The organism is Leminorella grimontii (assembly GCF_039789245.1).
Lineage (GTDB): Bacteria > Pseudomonadota > Gammaproteobacteria > Enterobacterales > Enterobacteriaceae > Leminorella > Leminorella grimontii.
Genome location: NZ_CP146357.1, coordinates 2621593 through 2644389, shown reverse-complemented (window position 1 = coordinate 2644389; position 22797 = coordinate 2621593). Strand labels below are relative to the sequence as shown.

The 22797-nt window shown below is 54.8% G+C and carries 21 protein-coding genes; 12 read left to right on the top strand and 9 right to left on the bottom strand.

Features of this window, described 5'->3' with window-relative positions:
* Positions 1–22: 22 nt before the first annotated feature.
* Positions 23–799, bottom strand: a complete 777-nt coding sequence (locus V8L73_RS12350) for an SDR family oxidoreductase (RefSeq protein ID WP_261832430.1) — start codon at positions 797–799, stop codon at positions 23–25.
* A 19-nt stretch (positions 800–818) separates the two neighbouring features.
* Positions 819–1478, bottom strand: a complete 660-nt coding sequence (gene tesA, locus V8L73_RS12345; protein WP_051155509.1) for a multifunctional acyl-CoA thioesterase I/protease I/lysophospholipase L1 — start codon at positions 1476–1478, stop codon at positions 819–821.
* Here tesA and ybbA point away from each other — a divergent pair.
* From ybbA to yddG, 4 genes are all read left to right on the top strand, one after another.
* A complete protein-coding gene (gene ybbA / locus V8L73_RS12340; RefSeq protein WP_347253114.1) occupies positions 1449–2135 on the top strand; it encodes a putative ABC transporter ATP-binding protein YbbA in 687 nt (228 codons plus the stop codon). The genes tesA and ybbA overlap by 30 nt on opposite strands.
* Complete coding sequence (gene ybbP, locus V8L73_RS12335; protein WP_347253113.1) at positions 2132–4567, top strand: putative ABC transporter permease subunit YbbP; 2436 nt, start codon at positions 2132–2134, stop codon at positions 4565–4567. Before ybbA ends, ybbP begins: the two co-directional genes overlap by 4 nt.
* Positions 4568–5245: 678 nt before the next feature.
* A complete protein-coding gene (locus V8L73_RS12330) occupies positions 5246–8398 on the top strand; it encodes an autotransporter outer membrane beta-barrel domain-containing protein (protein ID WP_347253112.1) in 3153 nt (1050 codons plus the stop codon).
* A 115-nt stretch (positions 8399–8513) separates the two neighbouring features.
* On the top strand, positions 8514–9392 hold the full coding sequence (gene yddG / locus V8L73_RS12325; protein ID WP_347254818.1) for an aromatic amino acid DMT transporter YddG: 879 nt from the start codon (positions 8514–8516) through the stop codon (positions 9390–9392).
* On the opposite strand, the gene V8L73_RS12320 is transcribed toward yddG, so the two are convergent.
* Together V8L73_RS12320 and V8L73_RS12315 are read right to left on the bottom strand one after the other, a co-directional pair.
* Positions 9389–9691 (bottom strand): type II toxin-antitoxin system RelE/ParE family toxin, encoded by a 303-nt coding sequence (locus V8L73_RS12320; protein ID WP_347253111.1) that lies wholly within the window; start codon positions 9689–9691, stop codon positions 9389–9391. The two genes, yddG and V8L73_RS12320, sit on opposite strands and share 4 nt — an antisense overlap.
* Positions 9692–9744: 53 nt before the next feature.
* A complete protein-coding gene (locus V8L73_RS12315) occupies positions 9745–9999 on the bottom strand; it encodes a type II toxin-antitoxin system RelB/DinJ family antitoxin (RefSeq protein ID WP_347253110.1) in 255 nt (84 codons plus the stop codon).
* Between the two features lie 351 nt (positions 10000–10350).
* On the opposite strand from V8L73_RS12315, the gene V8L73_RS12310 reads away from it, so the two are divergent.
* Genes V8L73_RS12310 through V8L73_RS12300 form a run of 3 tightly spaced genes read left to right on the top strand, consistent with a single transcriptional unit; the run spans position 10351 to position 12673 of the window.
* Positions 10351–11247 (top strand): DUF4261 domain-containing protein, encoded by an 897-nt coding sequence (locus tag V8L73_RS12310; protein ID WP_347253109.1) that lies wholly within the window; start codon positions 10351–10353, stop codon positions 11245–11247.
* A 51-nt stretch (positions 11248–11298) separates the two neighbouring features.
* On the top strand, positions 11299–11889 hold the full coding sequence (locus V8L73_RS12305; RefSeq protein WP_347253108.1) for a DUF6000 family protein: 591 nt from the start codon (positions 11299–11301) through the stop codon (positions 11887–11889).
* Between the two features lie 49 nt (positions 11890–11938).
* Positions 11939–12673 carry a phosphodiester glycosidase family protein gene (locus V8L73_RS12300; RefSeq protein ID WP_422655584.1) on the top strand — a complete coding sequence of 245 codons (735 nt, stop codon included), beginning with the start codon at positions 11939–11941 and terminating at the stop codon, positions 12671–12673.
* 28 nt (positions 12674–12701) lie between these two features.
* On the opposite strand, the gene purK is transcribed toward V8L73_RS12300, so the two are convergent.
* The 5 genes from purK to V8L73_RS12275 form a co-directional block, all read right to left on the bottom strand.
* The gene (purK, locus tag V8L73_RS12295; RefSeq protein WP_261832422.1) at positions 12702–13778 is read right to left on the bottom strand and encodes a 5-(carboxyamino)imidazole ribonucleotide synthase; all 1077 of its coding nucleotides are present in this window, start codon (positions 13776–13778) and stop codon (positions 12702–12704) included.
* A complete protein-coding gene (purE, locus tag V8L73_RS12290) occupies positions 13775–14284 on the bottom strand; it encodes a 5-(carboxyamino)imidazole ribonucleotide mutase (protein ID WP_347253107.1) in 510 nt (169 codons plus the stop codon). Before purE ends, purK begins: the two co-directional genes overlap by 4 nt.
* A gap of 173 nt (positions 14285–14457) precedes the next feature.
* Positions 14458–15183 carry a UDP-2,3-diacylglucosamine diphosphatase gene (gene lpxH / locus V8L73_RS12285; RefSeq protein ID WP_261832420.1) on the bottom strand — a complete coding sequence of 242 codons (726 nt, stop codon included), beginning with the start codon at positions 15181–15183 and terminating at the stop codon, positions 14458–14460.
* A gap of 17 nt (positions 15184–15200) precedes the next feature.
* Positions 15201–15695: a peptidylprolyl isomerase B gene (ppiB, locus tag V8L73_RS12280; RefSeq protein WP_347253106.1), complete on the bottom strand. Its 495-nt coding sequence runs from the start codon at positions 15693–15695 to the stop codon at positions 15201–15203.
* Between the two features lie 111 nt (positions 15696–15806).
* Positions 15807–16514: an IclR family transcriptional regulator gene (locus tag V8L73_RS12275; protein WP_027272753.1), complete on the bottom strand. Its 708-nt coding sequence runs from the start codon at positions 16512–16514 to the stop codon at positions 15807–15809.
* Positions 16515–16793: 279 nt separating this feature from the next.
* Between V8L73_RS12275 and V8L73_RS12270 the strand changes: the two genes are divergently transcribed.
* The 5 genes from V8L73_RS12270 (at position 16794) to cysS (ending at position 22731) form a co-directional block, all read left to right on the top strand.
* Positions 16794–19127, top strand: coding sequence for a molybdopterin-dependent oxidoreductase (locus V8L73_RS12270; RefSeq protein ID WP_347253105.1), 2334 nt, complete (start codon positions 16794–16796; stop codon positions 19125–19127).
* A gap of 2 nt (positions 19128–19129) precedes the next feature.
* Positions 19130–19684, top strand: a complete 555-nt coding sequence (locus tag V8L73_RS12265; RefSeq protein WP_027272755.1) for a 4Fe-4S dicluster domain-containing protein — start codon at positions 19130–19132, stop codon at positions 19682–19684.
* Between the two features lie 11 nt (positions 19685–19695).
* Positions 19696–20562 (top strand): dimethyl sulfoxide reductase anchor subunit family protein, encoded by an 867-nt coding sequence (locus V8L73_RS12260; RefSeq protein ID WP_347253104.1) that lies wholly within the window; start codon positions 19696–19698, stop codon positions 20560–20562.
* A gap of 73 nt (positions 20563–20635) precedes the next feature.
* Positions 20636–21085 carry a RidA family protein gene (locus V8L73_RS12255; protein ID WP_347253103.1) on the top strand — a complete coding sequence of 150 codons (450 nt, stop codon included), beginning with the start codon at positions 20636–20638 and terminating at the stop codon, positions 21083–21085.
* A 257-nt stretch (positions 21086–21342) separates the two neighbouring features.
* A complete protein-coding gene (cysS, locus tag V8L73_RS12250; protein ID WP_261832417.1) occupies positions 21343–22731 on the top strand; it encodes a cysteine--tRNA ligase in 1389 nt (462 codons plus the stop codon).
* Positions 22732–22797 lie beyond the last annotated feature (66 nt).

Below are 22797 nucleotides of genomic sequence, written 5' to 3'. Positions count from 1 at the left end.
AAATTTCAAGCCCTTTTGGGACCTATCCTTTATCCCTTAAGATGCGGTCCATCAGCCTGTCGGGCAGTAGCCTTTTGCATATAGCCATCGCTTTGGTAACCAGAGTTATGCGATAGCGTATCTTCGCGCGCGGGCTTTCCAATGCGTGGCGAATTGCGGGCAGGATGGCCTCTGGCGGTAGAGTAAAGCGCCGAGCGATGGACGGGTTTTCGACCGGTTTATCCTGCTGCGTTTGGTTTACGTTACTGCTAAACGCTGTGCTGATAGGTCCCGGTTCAATCAGGCTGACCTGAACGCCGCTGCCGTAGAGCTCAAGGCGGAGCGCATCCGACCAGGCTTCCAGCGCATACTTGCTGGCGGCGTATAGCCCGCGGCCGGGGGTGGAAATAATTCCCATGACTGAGCTGGTCTGAATGATTCGGCCTTCGCCCTGAGTCAGCATGGCGGGCAGCAGAAGCTGGGTCAGCTCGTGGGCGCCGAACAGGTTGGTGGAAAATTGACGTTCGAACTGCGGTCGGGTGATGGTGTTCAGCCGGCCGTAAATGCCGAAACCGCCGTTGTTGAACAGGCCGTAAAGCTTGCCTTCGGTTAGCCTCAGCACCGCTTCGGCAGCTTCACGAATGCTGTCGCTGTCGTCCAAATCGAGCTTTACCGTTTCAAATCCTTCTTGCTGCAGGCGTTCTACGTCCTCAGATTTTCTACAGGCGGCGATAACGCGATAGCCGCGTTGTTTTAGATCTCTGGCGGCAACCAGACCAATGCCGCTGGAGCAGCCGGTAATCAATACTGCCTTTTGCATAACTTTACCTTTCCGTGAGTTAGCTCTGTTTAGCCGGTGTTGTAGACTGAAGAAGACCTACGTAGGGCGCAAGCGCCTGTGCCATAAAGTCGGCGATAAACGGCTGGGCGTCCGCGGTAGGGTGCAGGCCGTCGGACTGCATCCACTCCGGTTTAACCACGACTTTTTCCATGAAGTAAGGCAGCAGAGGCACGTTTTGCTCCTGCGCAAGTTTAGGATAAATAGCGGTAAACGCGTCGGTGTAGCGCTTGCCGTAGTTGGGCGTGATGCGGATTTGCATCAAGAGCGGCTGGGCGTTAGCCTGTTTAATGACGGTAATGATTTGCGTCAGGTCGCGCTCGATGTCCGCTGTCGGAAAGCCGCGCAGGCCGTCATTAGCGCCCAGTTCGACGAGCACCCAGCGCGGCTGATGGGTTTTCAAAAGTTCAGGCAGTCGCGCAAGCCCTTGGGCCGCGGTATCGCCGCTGATGCTGGCGTTGATGACCTTCGGCGCGTTAGGCTGGTCCTTCCAGCGATCGCCTAACTGGCTAGCCCATGCCTGTTCGATTGGCAGCCGAAAGCCGGCGCTCAGGCTATCGCCCAGAATAAGCAGCGTGTCCGCCGCCGCGACGCGCAAAGATGACAGCCCCAGCAATAAAAGGATTGGCAGATGTCTGAAAATCACGTTCTTGAAGTTCATCATTTAAATAAGTCTGTCGGTGAGGGAGAGCACAGGCTTAACATCCTCACCGGAGTTGAGCTGGTTGTCAATTCAGGACAAACAATTGCGCTGATTGGTGAATCGGGATCGGGGAAGTCTACGCTGCTCGGTATCCTGGCCGGGCTGGATGACGCCTCCAGCGGCGACGTTAAGCTTCTTGGGCATTCTCTGCCGGAAATGGACGAGGAGGACAGAGCCGCGCTGCGCGCAAAAGACGTGGGCTTCGTGTTTCAGTCCTTTATGCTGGTGCCGACGCTGACGGCGCTGGAAAACGTCCAACTGCCGGCTCTGCTGCGAGGCGACTCCGAGCGCGAAAGCAAGGCGCAGGCGTTGGCGCTTCTGGAGCAACTGGGGCTGGGGGAACGCGCGGGACACCTGCCGACTCAGCTGTCCGGCGGCGAACAGCAGCGGGTTGCGATTGCCCGCGCCTTCATTAGCCGACCAACCATTCTGTTTGCCGATGAGCCGACCGGCAACCTTGACCGCCAGACCGGCGTAAAAATTGCCGATCTGCTGTTTTCTCTTAACCGCGATTTTGCTACCACGCTGATATTGGTCACCCACGACGAGACGCTCGCGGCCCGCTGCCAGCGCCAGCTGCGGCTGCGCGACGGGCAATTGTGGGAGGCATCATGATCTGGCGCTGGTTTTGGCGCGAATGGCGCTCGCCGTCGCTGCTGATAGTCTGGCTTTCGTTGACGCTGGCTGTCGCCTGCGTGCTGGCGCTGGGGCGCGTCAGCGACCGCATGGAACAGGGGCTGAGCCAGCAAAGCCGCGACTTTATCGCCGCCGACAGGGTACTGACCGCCAGTCGCCCGGTTGACGACGCCTGGCTGCAAAAAGCTAAAGAAGAGGGGCTGAGCGTCAGTCGGCAGCTGTCGTTCATGACCATGGCATACGCCAACGACGCGCCGCTGCTTTCCGCCGTGAAGGCCGTCGACGGTAACTATCCGCTGTACGGTAAGCTGGAAACTCAGCCCGTTCAGGCCAAGCCTCAGCCGGGAACGGCGCTGGTGGCGCCGAGGCTGATGGCGCTGCTTAATCTAAAGGTTGGCGACAGGCTGGAAGTGGGCGACGCCGAGCTTACCGTCAGCGGTGAAGTCGTTCAGGAACCGGACGCTGGCTTTAACCCGTTTCAGACTGCGCCAAGAATTTTAATCAACTACCAGGATATCGATAAGACCGGCGCGGTTCAGCCGGGGAGCCGATTGACCTACCGCTATCTGTTTGCCGGCGAGCCGAACGCGCTTGAGCGCTTTGGCGAATTTGTCGTGCCTCAGCTGCGCCCGGATCAGCGCTGGTTTGGCACCGAGCAGTCCGGTACGGCGGTCGGCAAGTCTCTCCAGCGGGCGCAAAACTTCCTGCTGCTTTCCGCCGTCTTAACGCTGCTGTTGGCGGTCGCTGCGGTCGCTGTTTCGATGGGGCACTATTGCCGCAGTCGCTATAACCTGGTGGCCGTGCTTAAGACGCTGGGGGCGGGAAAGCGGGCGCTGCGCAGGCTGGTTATCGGGCAGTGGTTGTCCGTATTGGCGCTGGCCGGCGCAGTTGGCAGCCTGATCGGTATTTTGTTTGAACAAGGGCTGATGGCTTTGCTGGCGCCTCTGTTGCCCAAAGCGCTGCCGCCGGCGGGCCCGTGGCCGTGGCTGTGGAGCCTGGGCGCGTTGCTGATTATCTCGCTCATGGTCGGATTGCGCCCCTATAAGCAGCTGTTGGCGACACGGCCTCTGCGCGTGCTTCGAGCCGACGCCATGTCCAACGTTTGGCCGCTGAAATTCTACATTCCAATCATGTTAGCGACCGTTGCGCTGCTGTTAGCGCTGGTAGCCGGGTTCAACCTGGTGTGGTGGGGGATCCTGTTCGGCATTATGGCGCTCTCCCTGCTGCTGGGAGCGCTTGGGTGGTGCAGCCTGCTGCTGCTTCGTCGCCTGACGCTTAAAGGGCTGGCGCTTCGCTTGGCCGTTAACCGTCTTTTGAGGCAGCCATGGTTGACGACGACCCAGCTGTCTGCTTTTTCCTTCTCATTTATGCTGTTGGCGCTGTTGATTATCCTTCGGGGTGACCTGCTTGACCGCTGGCGGCAGCAGATACCGCCGGAAAGCCCCAACTATTTTTTGATGAATATGACTGAAGGACAACTACCTTCTCTCAGGCAGTTTCTCAGCGGCCACGGCATTGAGGCGGGGGACTTCTACCCGATCGTCCGCGTTCGCCTGACGGGCATCAATCAGCAAAAGGCGACGGAGAGAGTAAAAGAAGACGAGCCCGGCGGCGAGGCGGTCAACCGAGAGTTGAATCTGACCTGGCTTCCTGCCGACAGGCCTTCTCCTAATGAGGTGACGGAAGGAAGCTGGCCGCCGAAAAATGATGAGGTGTCCGTTGACGCCGGGTTGGCCGAGCGGCTGGGGCTACGCATTGGCGATAAGCTGACGTTCACTGGCGATACGCAGGAGTTTAGCGCGACGATATCCAGCCTGCGCCACGTTGATTGGGAGAGCCTGCGCCCTAATTTCTACTTTATATTTCCTCAAGGGGCGTTGGACTCATTGCCTCAGACTTACCTGACCAGCTTCCGCTATCAGCAAGACGGCACGGCGCTGGTCGAGCTGTATCGGCAGTATCCAACCCTGAGTCTGTTAGATATAGGCAGCATGCTCAAGCAGGTGACGACGGTGTTTCAGCAGGTAGGGCGCGCGCTGGAGGCAATGGTGGCGCTGGTGATCGTTTGCGGCGGTCTGCTGCTGCTGGCGCAGGTTCAGGTCGGCATGCGCCAACGGCGGCAGGAGCTGGTAGTTTACCGCACGCTGGGGGCCGGCAAGCGCCTGCTTCGCCGTACGCTGTGGAGCGAGTTTGCGCTGCTAGGGCTGGCTGCGGGGATCACCGCCGTGGTAGGCGCAGAGCTGTCGTTGTGGTGGCTTCAGCGCACGCTGTTTGAGTTTCCGTGGCAGCCTAACTTCGCCATGTGGATACTGCTCCCGGCTTTCTGCGCTGGGCTGCTGTCTCTGTGCGGCGGTTGGCTAGGCGTTCGCCTGCTGGGCGGCAAGGCGCTGTATCGGCGGTATCAGGAGTAGAGGGTAAAACAATATAAAACATATAGATAAGTGAACGGTACGAGCGTTTTTACTCTCGTACCGTTTTATTAGCTTATTTTGATAGCGTTGGGGCCATATATTATTAAAAACAGCTTAGCTTAATAATATATAGTCTGCTAACTTTAATGTCTTTATCTTTTTGATAATGATGCTGTTTTCATTCCACTTGATAACATTTGTAATTATTCATTAATACATAATAAAACGCATTTCCAATGTGGTTTTTTTTGTGTATTATTCTAATACCCACTTTTTCATTGGACGAATATATGTACCTAATGGGGGTTGTATCCTCTATTGACAGAATTGGTCGATCTTGATTAAGAGATATTAACTGAGAATCATTAATATATATAATGCCTTTCATTGCTCTGAATGACTTAATGTTTCTTTGTCTATGGTTTATCTACTCGACCCTGTCGCTATCCTATTATAGCGGAAAAAGTAAATAATTTTATTTATTAAATAATTACATAAACTCAATTGGTTAAAGTGATTGGGCGTTATGTAATGGCGATATTCTGAAATGCTTATATTTTCTCGTAAGGGAACGTTTTTATTTTCATGGGTTTATTAATTGTGTAATTCCACGGATATTTTTATTTAGTTGTATCTATCTCTGTTCTTTTTGGTGCATTTTTAAATAAGGGAATATATATGTCCAGCTCATTAGCTTATTCTTCATTATTGATTCAACGTAAGATTGGATTAACTAAACTCTCTTTGTTAGTTTCCTTGGTCTTAAGCGCGATGCCGCAGGCAATAGCCCAACTCGGTCCGGTTTCCGTGACGACAAATCAGTCCGTTACGCTTCCCGATGGGGAAAGCGTTATGGCGCCGAGCGGCAGCGCGATTTTGGTGTCCGGCGGCGGCTCGGTCATCGGGAAAGACATGTCCATAGGATCTTCGGCGCGCAATGAGAAGACGATCTCCGTCTCAGATCGCGGATCGCTAGTCACTCTCTACGGCATGACGGTCGTTAATAGTAACGGTATTGGCGTCTATGCCAGCAACGACGGGCAGGTCTCGCTTGGGCAGGGGACTGTGATTAACGTCAATGCCGACGTGGGCAACAGGGCTGCGGGCATATATATCGACAATACCGCAATGAACGATAGCGCATTTGGCAGCGACATGGTTATTTGCGTCGACAGGCAGCAGGCAGGCGTTGACAGCTACGCCAGAATGGGATTGGTCTTGCAGGGCGCTGGCGCCTATGCGTCTTTCGATCGTCTGTCTATAGAAGGCAACGCGGTAAACGTCGGCGGATTTCTCGCCAACGGCGCAGAGTTGACGATGACGAACAGCCGGGTTTACGTAGCGGGCGCGTCTCTTGATGACGGTCTTATCTATTGGCCGGTAAACGTCTATTACGTGGACGTACGGAATACGGGGTTTACCCTGTGGAATCAGGACGTGCTGAACCTGACTAATACCGACATCATTATGGATAATCAGGCCAACAGCGGCATTATCGTAAAAGACGGTTCTCAACTGAATATGGTAGGCGGAAAGATCGTGCTGACCGAAGCGACCAACGGCAGCTACGGCATTTATGGCTACGTTGGGGGAGAAATAAATCTGCAAGACGTGCAGGTGATTATGCAGGGCAACGCGGACAAGGGGATTGTCGCCCATCATAGTCAAACGCTTAATGCCGACGGCGTCAACATTTCCAGCTATGGCACAGACAGCATCGGCGTTCGCGTAGCTAAGAGCTCCAACGGGTGGCTCAACAACTCGACGATAAGCGGCTATGGCAATGCTTTCACCGGGGTGATCGTTGGTATAGACAGCAAGTTGGTGAGCGATGCCTTGACCGTCAGCGCGACGGGCGATGCCTCTACGGGGATGTCCATTGTAGACGGCGGTCAAGCGACGCTCAACGATGGCACAATCAGCGTGGAGGGAAGCCAGACGACCGGTATTAGCGTGATCAGCGGAACGCTGACGGCAAACGGATTGAACGTTGTGGCTAATGGAGAAAGCGCATCGGCATTGAAAAACGGCGATAGCGTTTCTATAACCAACGGACGGCTTGCCGCTGCAGGCAATAAGAGTAACGCGGTGATTCTGTCAAACTCAGGCAGCCTGACATTGACGGACTCGACCGTTGAAGGTGGCGGCGCTTCGGTTTTCACCGTTCAGGGAATAAGCAATATTATAACGTTGGATCGCAGCAGCGCCGTAGCGAAGAACGACGCGCAGCTGCTGGCGTTGGCTGACGGCGGCACCGTTGCGCTAACGGCGGACAATGTCAGTCGGCTCTACGGCGACGCTTATGCCGGAACGGGAAGCGACGCTTCGTTAACGCTTAACGGCGCCTCCGCCTGGCAGGGCGGCGCGCAAAACGTTGGTGCGGTTGCACTTAACGACGGTAGCCTGTGGCAAATAACGCGCCATTCCGACGTTGGCTCCCTGGCCTTGAACAACGGTGCGCTGGCCTTTACTGCGCCATCATCATCGGACTTTAAAACGCTGACCGTGCGCGGAAACTATAGCGCTCAGAGCGGCGCCGTCAGCCTGAATACTCGCTTAGGCGGTGATGATTCTCTTACCGACCGGCTGATTGTGCAGGGTAATACGCAGGGGGAAACGCTTTTACAGGTTGCTAACGCCGGCGGTCAGGGGGCGAAAACGGCTGAAGGCATCCCGGTCGTTCAGGTGCTGGGCGATTCCAATGGTAGCTTTAAGCTGAATGGCCGCGTCGTGGCCGGGTTGTATGACTATCATCTCTATCAGGGTAGCGCTTCTAATCCAGATGACGGTAATTGGTATTTGCGTACGGACTACCTGGCGCCCACGCCTTCGGACGGTAGCGGCGAAACGCCGTCCGTCATCGACGGCGGACCGAGCGTTACGCCTCTGCGCCCCGAAGTCGGTTCGTATTTGAGCAACCTGTCGACGGCGTCCACGATGTTTGTTCATACGATGCACGAACGCTTGGGCGAACCGCAGTTTACCGACGCCTATAAAGGAAACGACGCGGCACCCTCTTTATGGCTGCGCATCGCAGCGAATAAAGCACAGGATACGGTCCACGATCTGGATCAGACCTCGAATACGTCCGTCGTTCAACTGGGCGGTGATATCGCGCAGTGGAGCAGCAACGGCAGCGATCGCTATCACGTTGGCCTGATGGGCGGATATGGGCGCAACAACAACCACAGCCGCTCCACGATTACCCATGACTACTCTTCCAGCAAGGTAACGGGATACAGCGTGGGAGCGTATGGCACCTGGTTTAAAAACGGCGACGAGCCGACCGGGCCCTACGTGGACGTCTGGTCTCAGTATGGATGGTACAAGAACAAGGTCAACGGCTCGGGCCTGCCCGAGGAAAGTTACGACAGCCGTGGATGGACGACTTCGGTTGAAAGCGGCTATGCCTTCGTCGCGAAGGAAAGCGAACGCTATCAGCTGATGCTGGAGCCTCAGGCTCAGGTAGCGTGGAACAACTTTAGTCAGGATAACCACACGGAGAGCAACGGCACGCGCGTGACCGACGGCGACGCCAGCGGCCTTATCACGCGGATGGGCGTACGCCTGTATCGCCATGACAAGCAAAACCGCAACGGCATTCAGCCTTTTGTCGAGACCAACTGGTGGTACAGCGGCGCAGACAACACCTTGAAGTTTAACGGTGAAAAAGTGGAAGACGGCACGCCTTCCTCACGCCTGGAGGTGAAGGTCGGCCTTCAGGGCGAAGTGGCCAAAGGCTGGCAGGTATGGGGCCACGTGGGCCAACAGTGGGGGGCGAACGACTATACCCGCTATGAGGGGATGGTGGGAGTGAAAATGACGTTCTAAGCTCGCTGATAGCTCAAAAGTAGTGAAAAGGGATAGGAAACTATCCCTTTTGCGTTCTGCAATTGTGTTAAGGTGACGGACCCGCACCGAGATAAAGATGGAATTTTTACCCCTGATGTCAGCCAGAAACGCCACTCTGATAGGCTTAGCCGCCATTATTTTATGGAGTACCGTAGTCGGATTTCTTCGAAGCGTCTCCGAGGGGCTAGGCGCGATAGGCGGGGCGGCAATGGTTTACAGCCTCAGCGCTCTGTTGCTGCTGTTTATCGTCGGTTTACCCAAACTATCTTCATTTCCTCGAAAGTACCTCTATTGGGGATGCGCTCTTTTCGTTTCCTATGAAATCTGCCTTTCGCTTTCCGTCGGGTTTGCCAACTCGGGTTCGCAGGCGATTGAAGTCAGTATGGTCAACTACCTGTGGCCCAGCCTGACGCTGCTTTTTGTTACCTTGGCTGACGGTAGAAGGCCTAAATTTTTGATGCTGCCGGGAATGCTGATTTGCCTAGCGGGGATAGGGAAAGTATTGGGAGGCGAAAACGGCCTCTCGTTAAGCGATATGGCTAGCAACGTCGCGTCTAACCCCCTGAGCTATGGGCTGGCCTTTGCCGGAGCGGTGATATGGAGCGCTTATTGCGTCATGACCAAAAAGTTTGCCAACGGCAGCAACGGCATCGCTTTATTTTTTATGCTGACGGCGGCGACGCTGTGGCTTAAGTTTTTCCTCACGGATACGCCAGCGATGCACTTTAGCCTGCACGTATTGGTTAATTTGGTTTTGGTCTCTATCGCGATGGGATTAGGCTATGCAGCCTGGAATATTGGGATGCTTCATGGCAATGCGACCCTTCTGGCAACCGCTTCGTATTTTACCCCCGTTATATCGGCGCTTTTTGCTGCGATGCTTTTAGGGGAGTCTTTAAGCCTATACTTTTGGACCGGCGCTTTGATGGTTTGCGCGGGGTCGTTAATTTGCTGGTATTCAACCAGAGATTAGACAGTCACTCTTCGGAAAAGTGGCGCAGTGGCTCCATCTGCTGATGCAGGATACGTAGTATAAAAACGCCGTTCTCTCGTAGCCGGTAAAATACGGCGCTGCCGGTAGTCTAATCGGCGAACGTCTTCATTGATTTCGGGATAGGTTCGTCCGATAAAAGGCGACTGAACAATTGACGTCAGGGTAATTTCCAGCGCCTCCGTATAGTTATCGGCCTGGAGTGCGCCAAATTTCGTCAGCGTATATTCGTAAATGCTGGCGAAATCAATGGCGGCCAGGTGGGACAGTTTATACATCATGTTTTTGCTTTAATTGATAACACTTCATATCCCGTTTGAACGCAGCGGCATACCTAATTTTTAGCATGGCTACTTAAAAATATCATTCCAAAATCGTCAATGTTATCAGCGCGTTCGCCATTGTTGTCGCTCAGTTCGCGAATCGCCGCCTGAGTGGCGGCGTTTGGAACCATGCTTGCTTTTGTTGCACGGGTTAACACCAGGCGAATGAAACTGGACATGTCCAGATTGCATTCACTAGCGGCCTGAGCGACGGCTGCCTTGAGCTCTTCAGATACCCGAACTTTTAACATTGCGTTGTTCATCATAATTCCTCCAATAGGCTGCGTGTCTATTGTGGCCCCTGTGGGGGGGCGCAATGCAAGCTTGCTAACTGAGCGCTATGGGGCGGTTTTGCAACAATCATTTTGAAGTAATCCTAATATTGTTAATGATATAGTGACGCTCTGGCGTTCGGTATCTCGTCAACGAAACGGACGGTACTTCATGTATTATTGTTGAGCAACGAGGGCATTGGTTTATCTGGATACGTCTCGCAAAAAATCGGAAGATGCCTCCAAGGCGTTTGTTGGTATAGAATGGATACCCTGCCAAAATGGTTTTTGGTGTTATTAGTTCAGAAGCAGCCGCCTTGGGCGGCAAATAAACAAGGAGCGTTTATGAGCATTTTGTCCCGTTTTTTCGGCCGTCGCGATGAAAAAGAAAGCCAGTCACCGGCGGAGCTGGTCGCCAATCCCAATCAAGAAAATAGCCTAAGCCTACAGGTCGTGTTCAGCGGCCATCTTTCCATTGATGAAAACAAGCTTGAGCAGGCGCTGCGCGGCTTTGACTCGTCAATGAAGCAGGCGCGCTGCCAGCGCGATCCCGAGCTTGGCGATTTCTTTGCGCTGGTCGGCTGGGGGAAGCACGTGGTTCGCATGGTAGGTTTTAATGCGCCTTTCCCTGCGGAGCATCTGGAAAAGTGCGTTGGACCTTCCCATTATGGCGCCGAGATGAAAGAGCAGGTTCGTGCCAATGAGAGCCATGTTCTTTTATGGTACGCCGGTTACGACGACAACGTGCTGGAGCAATATATCGCGCTTGCGCTGGTGGCAGGCGCGTTAGAGCGCTTTGGCGCGCTGGCGGTGCTCAATGAAAGCGCCTACACCTCGCTGCCGGCGGGCGTGCTTGGCGAAATGGCCGCCGCAAAGGACGGCGCTGATATTCTGCGCTATGGCCTGCCTTTGACGATGCTGTTCTGCGGCTTTGTGAAGTATGAGGTCGAGGGCGTTGACGGCGTTTGGATGCGCACCTATGGCGCAAACGGCTTCGGACTGCCGGACTTTGCGGTGCTGGCTTCAGGGCATGAAGAGGGGCAAAAATACAGCGACATCTTCAGTAATATTCTGCGCTATCTGCTGGACAGCGGCGCGGAAATGGTCGCCGGCCATACGATGGAAGTGGCGCAGGGGCAGGTCATGAAGCTCCGCGAGCCGGCGGAGAGCGAGTACTTTCTGGATGGGCCCGGTACGGTGCTGGTTGCGGAGATTACTGATGCTCTTAAGATTGCGCAGTGAGCCTGTTCTATCGCGTTCAATAGAAGCCGCGTGAGGTTAAGATAGAGAACTATGCCCGACTGGAGCTTTCACCCAACGCTCGTTGAGCCGTTTTACTCCGTCTTTATGAATGGCAATATCCTTCGCAGTTCACAGAAAGAGCAAAGGAGAATACTGGCCGATTTTCATCGGCGCTTGCCTGAATATTCAGACGCGATGCTGCGAGAAATGCTGTATCAAAGTTGGCGCTCGCAGAAGGTCGCTGCGTGGGTGATTGCACAGCGTAGGCAACATACTTTCTTATCTGTTGTTATTCAACTTTTGCTCCGGTTTACGCCTCATCCAGAACACCTGTGCATTTGCCTTGCCCGTCTGGCAGGTAATGAAGCCAGCGAGGCTCTGGAGCAGTATCTTGAGCGCTGCTTCGAAACGTCTCCTATGCAACTTGAATGGGAAGCGCTGCGGGTGGATGTTGCGTTTGCCGCGTTGTGTTGGCTTAAACCGGAAGACGAGGAGGCGTATAGAGATGCTTTGGATCGTTACTGCGAAAACATAGACTCTCTACATCCTCACTGGCATATAGGAAGCCGTCTAAGACACTCATTACCTGATGTACGGAAACGGTTTTTGGCCGTGATGGCGCTGCTTGATAGTCATTTATGACTAGAGACTACCTAGTCGGGTTTGTTATAAAACGTTAAGGTTTTTTATCGTGAAAAAACGGATTTTTCTTGCTCTATCGTTATTACCTTTCCACATCTTTGCTGCCGACAACTGCACCCTCTCCGATCCCTCCCTTAAGCTACAAACTTATACTCTCAATCCTCAAACCGAACGGGTAAGAACGTACTGGCAAAAGGGGAATGGAGAAGCCTACGGTTCGCTGCGCGCCCTGCTATCTGGTATCAATGGCGACGGGCGAGTGCAGATGGCGATGAACGGCGGCATATATGATAAAGAATATGCGCCGCTCGGCCTGTATATAGAGAGCGGCGAACAGAAGGTGGCGTTGAACCTTGCCTCCGGTGGCGGCAACTTTTTTATTCGACCCGGCGGAGTGTTTTACGTCAAGGATGAGCGCTACGGTATCGTCAGCCTGGACGAGTTTAAATCGGTAACGGGCGCGGATTTCGCCGTTCAGTCCGGGCCAATGATGATTGAAAACGGCGCGATCAACTCCCGCCTGAAGCCCGGCGTGGAGTCGCGTAAGGTTCGCAACGGCGTAGGCATTACGCAAAAGGGCGAGGTGGTGTTTATGATGAGCCAGCGCGAAGCTAACTTTTACGACTTCGCCTGCTATGCGAAGTCCCAGCTAAACGTTCGTCAAATGCTTTATCTGGACGGCACCATCTCAAAAATGTACCAAAAGGGGGAGGGCGTACCCTGGCAGTATTATCCGTTTGTGACCATGATAACCGTGGAGAAAAAAGAGGCGCCAAAGCAATAGCCCCGCGGTCAAGCGAGGCTATGGAGAGTTATTCGTTTTCTTTCAGCGTCTCTATCGCCCAGTCAATGCTGGCGTGATAGTCGCCGTCGAGCATCGGCTTCAAGTGGGCAAGGGTATCGCAAAGCGTTTCAACGCTGGCGTGGTTCAAGTTTAAATGCCCCACCTTGCGGCCGGGGCGAACCTCTTTATCATACCAGTGCAGATGGACCAGCGGCAGAGACAGCCAGCGCGGATTAACGTCGGTGCCGATCAGGTTTACCATGACCGACGGGCTAAAAACGTTTGGCTTCGGCATCGGCAGGTCAAGCACCGCCCGCAGGTGAAGCTCGAACTGGCTGATAGATGCGCCGTTTTGCGTCCAGTGTCCGCTGTTGTGCACGCGGGGCGCAAGCTCGTTGATTAGCAGACTGTCGCCGACGATAAAGCACTCCATCGCCATCACGCCGACGTAGTCCAGCGCGTTAAGTATGGCCGACAGCATAGTTTCCGCCTGACGCTGAAGGCGAGCGTCAGGCTTGGGCAGCGCCACGCTGGCGCGCAGGATGCCCTCTTGATGCAGGTTGTGGGTCAGCGGATAGAACACGCAGCGGCCGTGGCGGTCGCGCGCGCCAACCAGCGAGGCTTCGCCGCAAAACGCAATCGCCTGTTCGACAATGGCGGCGCCGTAGGCATCCTGGGGCAGCGTGTTGACATCACTCTCTCTAAGCCGCCACTGCCCGCGGCCGTCGTAGCCGCCGACGCGGCGTTTGACGATGGCAAGCTCCCCCAAAGAACGAAAGACTTCCGGCCACTGTTCGGCGCTTTCCAGCGGTTGCCAGGGGGCGGTCGCCAGCTTCAGGGTGTCCAGCAGGCGCTTTTGCGTCAAGCGATCGGCCAGGCGTGGAAAAACGTCGCGGTTAACGAATCCGGGGTGGCGGGCCAGGATTTCCGTCAGGGGCGTATCGGGCCAGCGCTCGATTTCTGCGGTGATGACCGCCTGCTGATAAGGAACCGCTTCAGGCTCTGCATCCAACCCGACGGGATAAACGGCAATGCCCAGAGGTTCACCCGCCTGGCGCAGCATGCGGCCAAGCTGGCCGTTTCCTAAAACGCAAACCGGCTTCATGGATTCTCCCTGGGATCGGGGTTGTTGAGGACGTCATCCGTCTGCGCCTGACGCCAGGCGGCGAGGCGAGAACCTATTTTCTCGTCGTGTAACGCAAGGATCTGCGCCGCCAGCAGGGCTGCGTTGGCCGCGCCGGCTTTGCCGATAGCCAGCGTTCCGACGGGAATACCGCGCGGCATCTGGACAATAGAGTACAGGCTATCGACGCCGCTGAGCGCAGCGCTTTGAACCGGCACGCCGAGCACCGGGACGAGCGTCTTGGCAGCCAGCATACCCGGCAGGTGGGCCGCGCCTCCGGCGCCAGCGATGATCACGTCAAGGCCGTTCTCTTTTGCGCTTTCGGCGAAGCTAAACAGTTTATCCGGGGTGCGGTGGGCAGAAACGACTTCGGTGTGGAACGGAATGTCTAATGCGGTAAGGATTTCTGCGGCGAACTGCATGGTCGCCCAATCGCTTTTGGAACCCATCACAATGGCGATTTTGGCCTTGTCGGCGCTGACTGGCATAGGGGGCATGCTCCTGTAAGGTCGTGCGGGGTAAATATAATAACCTCTTTCAGGGCCGCAAGCATAACACGCCGCCGTGGGAAGGAAAACGTTTGCGTTCGCTTAACTAAAAGAAAATGAGGAAAATTGAAGAGGGGAATCAGGCTGTGCCCCATAGCTGTATGCGGCGCAGTCTAGAGTGGAAAGCTGGCCAGATCGATGCTGCCGTCAGGGAATGCGCGCAGGACTGAGCCCTGAGTATGCCAGGCGCCGAGTACGACGCGTTGAGACTGCTCGCCCTTAATCGTCATATCGTGCACGGCCGGCCGGTGAGTGTGTCCGTGAACCATGTGCAGTACGCCATGCTTTTTCATGTCGCTTATCACCGCGAGCTGGTTGACGTCCATCATGAGTTGGGATTTAACCCGGTTGCTAAGCGTACTTTGGCGGCGTAGCCGACTGGCTATCTTAAGGCGCAGGCAGAGCGGCAGACATAAAAAGGCGCGCTGAATAAGCCGATTGTGCATATAGCGGCGAAAGCGCAGATAGCCCGGGTCATCGGTGCAGAGCGTGTCGCCGTGCAGGATAAGAACCGGCGTGCCGTAAACGTCAACGATCTGTTTTTCCGGCAGCAGTGTCATTTTACAGCGCTCGGCGTAGCGCTGGCCGATAAGAAAATCTCGGTTGCCGTGGATAAAGTAGCAGGGGACGCCCCTGTCGTGCAGCGCCGCTAGCGCTTTTGCGACGGTATCGTGCAGCTCGCTTGACTCGTCATCGCCGATCCAGAATTCAAACAGGTCGCCCAGAATGTAGAGCGCAGAAGCGTTGACGGCTTCTCTCTGTAAGAAAGCGAGAAAACCGGCAGTAATTGCCGGTTCGGATTCGCTTAAATGGAGGTCGGCGATAAACAGAATGGTCATCGATCTCGGGCAGAACCTTATTCGTTAACGGTAACGCTGTTGATGACGACGTCTTCGACCGGGACGTCCTGGTGCATACCGCTGCGGCCGGTTTTAACCTGCTTGATGCTGTCTACAACGTCCATGCCTTCGACGACTTCTGCAAATACGCAGTAGCCCCAACCGTCCGGGCTTTCAGAACGGAAGTTCAGGAAGTCGTTGTCGACGACGTTGATAAAGAACTGCGCCGTAGCTGAGTGAGGGGACGGCGTGCGGGCCATAGCCAGCGTTCCACGGGTGTTTTTCAGGCCGTTGTTGGCTTCGTTTTTAATCTCTGCCTTGGTCTCTTTTTGGCTCATGCCGGGTTCAAAACCGCCGCCCTGAATCATAAAGCCGTTAATGACGCGGTGGAAAATCGTGTTGTTATAAAACCCGCTGCGGCAGTAGTCCAGGAAGTTGGCCGCGGTGATAGGCGCCTCATTGCTAAACAGTTTGATAACGATATCGCCGTGGTTGGTATGAAGAGTAATCATTGAATTTCCTAAGCCTGGTTAGAGTACGTCAAATAGGTATTGTATATGATGGCGTTAGAGGCTGCACTATCGTATTTCCTTTTAGCCTCGGCGGCGCCGGGATGAGTGCGCCTATCCTATGTGAATTTCTTTTATAACGTTAAGCAGTACGTCGGCAAGCTGGCGCAGTTCGCCGTCGTCGTCGGGCAGAAGTCCCATAATGACGGCGGCGCCAATGAGGCTACGGTTGGTGTTAAAAACAGGGCAGGCGATGGCTCTGGCGCCGGGAATGCCTTCCGTTTCCGTCAGGCGAATGGCGTAGCCGTCGTGCAGGATCTGTTTCTCTTCTTCTTTAGTCAGCAGGTTTTGATCGCGAAAACGCGCTGAGAAGGTCAAAAAGATTTTCCCTGCCGCGCTGGTGAGCAAGGGAATTTGCGTATTGTCTTTATAGTCCAGCTCAATGTTCTTATTGCTGCGGTTGTAGTTGATAAGCGTCGGCGTATCGCCCGTGATTACCGCGAGCCCGGTAGAGATATTGAGCCTGTCCCTCAGCTGGCAAAGGGCGTTGTTGATAACGACCAGGGCGGCGTTTTGCATTTTGGCGGCGTCGCCCAGCGTTGAAAGTTTACTGCCCAGCGAATAAAGGCTGGTTTCCGGATCTTGATAGATAAGCTGGCTGCGGCACAGTGAAACCAGATATTTATGCAAACGGCTCTTGGACAGGCCTGACAGCCGGGCGATGTCGATGGCCCTGGCGGAGGCGCCAAGTTCAGCAATGGCTTCCAGCACCGTAACGGCGATTTCGACTGAGTTTACGCCCTGCGTCTGCGTTTCTGACATGCATTCCGGCCTTTCTGAGGTAGTGATTAACGGGGCATAGCCTATCATTTCTTGTTATTTATGACTACGGTGCATTCAATTATTTGATTATTATTGTTTTTATTTTCTCTCACTCTTTTTTAAAACCACGCGTTGAATACTTATTTAGGGGTAATTTGATTTCGATAAGTACACCATAAGTTAACCATGGTTTACTTATGGTGTCTCATTTTCTCAGAATGACGAAATAAGCATCAATGTGAGCAAGATGAAAAAAATAAGAACGTGGTGAGGAACTGTATGAAAAATCTATCGGAGATCAGAATGAAGCGCCGAACCCTGCTTAAGGGGCTTGGCGTGATTGGTCTGGCGTCCTTATCGCCCTGTGCATTTTCGCAGGCAAGCGCGGATAAAAAGCCGTTGCCGACCGTGCGTCTAAAGCTTGGCGACTATCAGACCTTTCGTTCAACCTGTGCAATGGAGTGCTTGCACTGCAATTTGACGGCCTATGTCTATCAGGGGGAGCTGAAAAAGATTGAAGCAAGTCCGGACTTCAACGTGAAGTGCTGCCTGCGTGGCATGAGCCGTACGAAGTGGGTTTATCACCCGCTTAGAGTGAAAACGCCGCTGCTCAGAATTGGTGAGAAGGGCGAAGGAAAATTTAAGCCGATTAGTTGGGATGAAGCGCTGGATTTGATTGAGAAAAATATCCGCGACACCATCGCCAGATTCGGCAATAAGGGCATGCTGTTTTCGGCCGCGTCGGGCAACATGGACTCCATCAAAAACGACATGGGCAAAGCTTTCTTCGACTATCTGGGCGGTTCGACCAAGCAGGCGGGATCGCTATGCTGCGCCGCAGTTACGGCGGCGATGATGCCAATGCTGGGCCTACGCTATGCCGATACGCGCGACACGATTGCCGACAGCCGCTATATCCTGTGCTGGGGCAACAACCCTGCCGTCACCATGCAGGCCTACTTTAAAGAATACCTGAAGGCACAGGCCAACGGCGCGCGTCTGATAGTGATAGACCCCCGCTACAGCGAAACCGCCGCCAAGGCCGACGAGTGGATCCCCATCGTGCCCGGTACCGACACGGCGCTGGCGCTGGGGATGATTAAAATCATCATGGACGAGCAGCTTTACGACGCCGACTATTTGCGTCAGCACACCGGTGCGCCCTACCTGGTGGACGCCGATAAAAAGCAAAAGCGGGAAAGCGCTGAAGATAAAGAAAGCTATCTGGTCTATGACACGATAAGCCAGCGCGCGGTTCGTCACGACGCACCGGGCATCGTGCCTGCGTTAACTCGGGCCGAGCTGCCTGCAAACGCCGATTACACCACCGTATTTGAGCTGATCCGCGCCGAAGCCCAGCCTTGGGATTTGGCTAAAGTCGAAGCTGAGACGGACGTGCCCGCCGCGACGGTGCAGCGTTTGGCAAACGAATACGCCCGCAGCAAGCCGGCGATGATTATACAGAACATGTCCGGCGCTCAGCGCACCGAGTTTGGCACCTATGTGGCCGCCAGCCAGTTCTATCTGGCGCTGTTGACCGGTAACGTGGGTAAGGCCGGCGGCGGCGTGTGCGACGCAGGCGGCGTTCGTCAGATGGCGAAAATCAATGCGCCGGTACCGCCCGCGCCGAACGTAGAGAAGATCCCGCCTATCCCGGTCGCCAAGCTTGGAGACTGGATTGTTAACGATCGCCCGCATCCCATCAACTTCTGGTGGCTCATGACCCTGAGCGCAGTGACTCAACTGCCGAACACCAATATGGTGAAAAAGGCGTTGAAGAAGGTGCCCTTTGTGGTGGTGGCGGACAACCTGATGACATCTACCGCGATGTACGCCGATCTGGTGCTGCCGGTAACGACCATCTTTGAAGACGTCAGCCTGATGGCCGGCGTGCGCAGCCACTACGTTCAACTGATGCAAAAGGCCGTTGAGCCGGTGGGTGAAGCCAAGCCTGACTATTGGATCTTCGCCCGTCTGGCGGAGCGCTTTGGCTTTGGTGAAGTGTTTAATCAGCCGATCGAGCACTATATCGAAAACTGCCTGAAGGATACCGGCATCACCATCGAGCAGTTGAAAAAGGGGCCTGTGAAACCAGCCGCAGTGCCGTGGATCCCTTTCAAAGATGGGGTATTCCGTACGCCAACCAAGAAGGCGCACTTCTTTATTGAAGAGTGGCAGAAGAAGGACTTCTCGCCGGTCGTGACCTACATGCAGGTAAAAGAGTCGCCCAAGGGCTCGCCGGATCTGGCGAAAAAGTATCCGCTGATGGCGGTTCAGCGCAAGCTGGCGCGCAGCATTCACTCCAGCCACGGCATGAACGAGTGGATCCTGGAGGTTCAGCGCAATCAGCCTAACCTGCTTATTCACCCGGACGATGCGGCAAAGCGCAACATTCGCAACGGCGAGTGGGCGATTGCGTTTAACGATCGCGGGGAACACCGCGCTATCGCCATTGTCACGCGCCAGATTAAGCGCGGGGTCGTGAGCCTGGACAACGGCTGGTGGGAACAGCAGGGGGGAAGCAGCAGTCACGTCACCAATGACTACTCCGAAATTCTGAGCACGGGGCACTGCTGCAACAGCACCCTGGTTGACGTTAAGGCGGAGGCATAATCATGGTCAGACAGTATGGATTTTTAGTCGATATGCGCGGCTGCTACGGCTGCAAAACCTGTTCCATGGCCTGTAAATCGGAAAACGCGACGCCGCCCGGCGTGCTGTGGCGCAAAGTCAGAGAGTTCAGCTTTGACGATCCGAACGGCATGGCGTTTATCTCGATGTCCTGTAACCACTGCGACGATCCTCAATGCATGAAGGTATGCCCAGCGGGGACCTACACCAAACGCCCTGACGGTATCGTGGTACAGGATCACGACAAGTGCATCGGCTGCCGGATGTGCATCATGGCCTGCCCGTACAATGCGCCGGTGTTTGACCCGGCGGAAGGGAAGACCAGCAAGTGCAACCTGTGTGCGGAACGTCTGGATGAAGGGCTGAAGCCGCGCTGCGTGGAGTCGTGCCCGGCGGGCGTCTTACAGTTTGGCGATATCGACGAGCTTCGTCGTCGCTACAGCGCCGACCTGTCGCGCATTGAAACCCGATATAAGCTGCCTGACCATCGCATCAGCGGCCCGAATATCGTCATCATCCCCGCAGGCGATAAGGAATAAGGAGAAGCGCTATGTCTGAATATGAGTTTCCTCTGGTTTTTTTCACCGTGCTTTGCCAGTGGGCTATTGGGGCGATTGTCGCCGTCACGGCGCTTATCTATGCCCGGCCCGCATGGCTGACGGATGAAAAGCGCTTTGCCTGCCTGCGTAAGGTTGCCGTCGGCGTTTTTATCGTTAACGTCATCGGCTCGCTGCTGTCCCTTCTGCACCTGGGAACGCCGACGGGCGCCTATCGAGCGATTCTCGGCATTGGGCATTCGTGGCTAAGCCGTGAAGTCGTGGCCTTTTTTCTGCTGAACGTCGTGGCGTTTTTCTGGACCGTCGCCTTCGTCTTTGGCGGCCGTCGCCATGCGCTGGTGAAGGGGATTAGCCTGCTGACTTCGATTGTGGGAGTTGCAGCCATTTTGGTATCGGCTCAGGTCTACTATCAGATGGGCAGCCACCCGATGTGGCATTCAGCCATGACCCACCTAAGCTTCATCGCTACCGCGTTGCTGCTAGGCTTTGCCAGCCTAAGCATCGTGGTCGGCGCTTATAACGTCGAAGGTGAAGATAAGGGCGCAATGCCGAGCCTACTGCCTATGGGCATCTTGCTGGGGGCAATAGCCCTGCTGGTGGTTATCCTGTGGTACGGCCAAGGGCTGGTGCGTCAGGATCAGCTGATGCACAGCGCCATCGTACTGTTCAGCTCCGGCTTGATGGGATGGCTGATCTTCGGCGGCGTAGTGACGGGAACGGGGACGGCGGTATATCTGCTGCGTAAGCCCTCTATATCGGTAGCCACCGGCGGTGTGCTGATGCTGGTGGTGCTGTCCGCGGCGGTATGCGGTCGCATGCTGTTTTACTACGGCGTAATGAGCCAGTCTCCCTGGTTCTAAACGGTATACGTCAGGCCAAGTGCAGAGCGCTTGGCCTGACGCTTTCTTTTTAATGACCTTAAGGATGATAAGCATGTCTAAATTTCATAAGCCTCTTTTAATCATGACGCTAGGTGCGATTTTGTTTTCCGCCAGCGCGGCGCAGGCCGGCGACAGAAAAGCGATCGTACCGGAAGGCGCTAAGCCGTCGGCGCTTTATTCACCTGCGATAGAAGCTAACGGATTTATTTTTACGTCGGGGCAAATAGGCATCGACCCGGTAAGCCGCAAGCTGCCGGAGGGTATCGAAGCGCAAACTCGTCAAGCTATCGCCAACCTGCGTAACGTGTTGGAAGCCAGTGGTTCATCGATGGATAAGCTGGTGAAAGTGAACGTTTACCTTAGCAACATGGATGACTACGGCACGATGAATAAGATTTATGCCGAAGCCTTTAACGGCGCGCCTCCTGCCAGAACGGCCTTACAGGTAGGGAAAATTCCTATGGGAGCGATGATTGAAATTGAAGGTATTGCCGTAAAGTGAGTCGGGTAGACGACAACTTTCTGTAACCGCCTTATTTTTCACTTTTCTCGTCTCCACAATCTCTATTTACCCCCGAAGGTTTCGGGGGGTTTCTCTTGCAAAGCCTGTTTAATCAGGTTTCAATATGACGCTTATGCATTATCGCCTTATATCAGCGTGCGGCGGCTTTTTTGTTCGTTCTGAGCGGCCGTTTTCACGCTTTATCTACGTTTGATTAATAGGGCTTGTTTTAACAACACATAATAACGGTCATCCCCATGCTAAAGATTTTTAATACCCTGAGCAGACAGAAAGAGGAATTCAAGCCTATTCATCCCGGTAAAGTGGGTATGTACGTGTGTGGGGTAACGATTTATGACCTGTGCCATATCGGGCATGGAAGAACCTTTGTCGCCTTTGACGTTGTTGCCCGCTATCTGCGCTTTGCCGGTTACGACCTGACCTATGTGCGCAACGTCACCGACGTTGACGACAAGATTATTCGCCGCGCGGCGGAAAATAACGAGAGTTGCGATCAATTGACGACGCGCATGCTGGCGGAAATGCATGCGGACTTTGACGCGCTGAACATCCTACGCCCGGATCTGGAGCCGCGGGCAACGCATCATATTAAAGAGATTATCGAGCTGGTAGAGCTTCTGCTGGCGCGCGGCCACGCCTACGTGGCGAGCAACGGCGACGTGATGTTTGCCGTAGATACCGATTCAGACTACGGCCTGCTGTCACGTCAGGATCTGGAGCAGCTTCAGGCCGGCGCGCGGGTTGAGGTGGCTGACGTTAAACGCAACCCGATGGACTTCGTGCTGTGGAAGATGTCCAAGCCGGGCGAGCCGAGCTGGGAATCTCCGTGGGGGCCGGGGCGTCCGGGGTGGCACATTGAATGCTCGGCGATGAACAGCAAGCAGCTGGGCGAGCATTTTGATATTCACGGCGGGGGCTCTGACCTGATGTTCCCCCATCATGAAAACGAAATCGCGCAGTCTACCTGCGCTCACGACGGGCCTTACGTCAACTACTGGATGCACTCCGGCATGGTGATGATCGATAAAGAGAAGATGTCCAAATCGCTGGGCAACTTCTTCACCATCCGCGACGTGCTTAAGCATTACGACGCCGAAACCGTGCGCTATTTTCTGATGTCCGGCCATTATCGCAGCCAGCTTAACTACAGCGAAGAAAACTTAAAGCAGGCGAGAGCGGCGCTGGAGCGTTTTTACACCGCGCTGCGCGGCACCGACGCCAGCGTTAAGGCGCTCGGCGGCACCGAATACGAAGCGCGTTTCTGCGAAGCGATGGACGACGATTTCAACACGCCTGAAGCCTATTCCGTACTGTTTGACATGGCGCGCGAAGTTAACCGCCTGAAGGCCGAAGACGTAGTGGCGGCTAACCAATTGGCGGCGGAGCTGCGTCGAGTGGCTCAGGTGCTGGGGTTACTGGAACAGGATCCGGAAGCGTTTTTACAGGGCGCAACCAATAGCGACGATGACGATGAAGTTGCCGAAATCGAAGCGTTAATCAAGCAGCGCAACGACGCCCGTCAGTCTAAAGACTGGGCCGCGGCTGACGCAGCGCGCAATCGCCTGACGGAGATGGGCATCGTGCTGGAAGACGGAGCGGGCGGGACGACCTGGCGACGCAAGTAGGTTAAGCGCAGCGAATTATTGATAGCCTCTGACGCCCGTGCGTTCAGAGGCTTTTTTTTAGGCAAT

Coding starts and splice junctions, on each gene's coding strand:
- V8L73_RS12350 (WP_261832430.1), bottom strand. CDS start 799: ATGCAAAAGGCAGTATTGATTACCGGCTGCTCCAGCGGCATTGGTCTG.
- ybbA (WP_347253114.1), top strand. CDS start 1,449: ATGTCTGAAAATCACGTTCTTGAAGTTCATCATTTAAATAAGTCTGTC.
- tesA (WP_051155509.1), bottom strand. CDS start 1,478: ATGAACTTCAAGAACGTGATTTTCAGACATCTGCCAATCCTTTTATTG.
- ybbP (WP_347253113.1), top strand. CDS start 2,132: ATGATCTGGCGCTGGTTTTGGCGCGAATGGCGCTCGCCGTCGCTGCTG.
- V8L73_RS12330 (WP_347253112.1), top strand. CDS start 5,246: ATGTCCAGCTCATTAGCTTATTCTTCATTATTGATTCAACGTAAGATT.
- yddG (WP_347254818.1), top strand. CDS start 8,514: ATGTCAGCCAGAAACGCCACTCTGATAGGCTTAGCCGCCATTATTTTA.
- V8L73_RS12320 (WP_347253111.1), bottom strand. CDS start 9,691: ATGATGTATAAACTGTCCCACCTGGCCGCCATTGATTTCGCCAGCATT.
- V8L73_RS12315 (WP_347253110.1), bottom strand. CDS start 9,999: ATGATGAACAACGCAATGTTAAAAGTTCGGGTATCTGAAGAGCTCAAG.
- V8L73_RS12310 (WP_347253109.1), top strand. CDS start 10,351: ATGAGCATTTTGTCCCGTTTTTTCGGCCGTCGCGATGAAAAAGAAAGC.
- V8L73_RS12305 (WP_347253108.1), top strand. CDS start 11,299: ATGCCCGACTGGAGCTTTCACCCAACGCTCGTTGAGCCGTTTTACTCC.
- purK (WP_261832422.1), bottom strand. CDS start 13,778: ATGAAGCCGGTTTGCGTTTTAGGAAACGGCCAGCTTGGCCGCATGCTG.
- purE (WP_347253107.1), bottom strand. CDS start 14,284: ATGCCAGTCAGCGCCGACAAGGCCAAAATCGCCATTGTGATGGGTTCC.
- lpxH (WP_261832420.1), bottom strand. CDS start 15,183: ATGACCATTCTGTTTATCGCCGACCTCCATTTAAGCGAATCCGAACCG.
- ppiB (WP_347253106.1), bottom strand. CDS start 15,695: ATGATTACTCTTCATACCAACCACGGCGATATCGTTATCAAACTGTTT.
- V8L73_RS12275 (WP_027272753.1), bottom strand. CDS start 16,514: ATGTCAGAAACGCAGACGCAGGGCGTAAACTCAGTCGAAATCGCCGTT.
- V8L73_RS12270 (WP_347253105.1), top strand. CDS start 16,794: ATGAAAAATCTATCGGAGATCAGAATGAAGCGCCGAACCCTGCTTAAG.
- V8L73_RS12265 (WP_027272755.1), top strand. CDS start 19,130: ATGGTCAGACAGTATGGATTTTTAGTCGATATGCGCGGCTGCTACGGC.
- V8L73_RS12260 (WP_347253104.1), top strand. CDS start 19,696: ATGTCTGAATATGAGTTTCCTCTGGTTTTTTTCACCGTGCTTTGCCAG.
- V8L73_RS12255 (WP_347253103.1), top strand. CDS start 20,636: ATGTCTAAATTTCATAAGCCTCTTTTAATCATGACGCTAGGTGCGATT.
- cysS (WP_261832417.1), top strand. CDS start 21,343: ATGCTAAAGATTTTTAATACCCTGAGCAGACAGAAAGAGGAATTCAAG.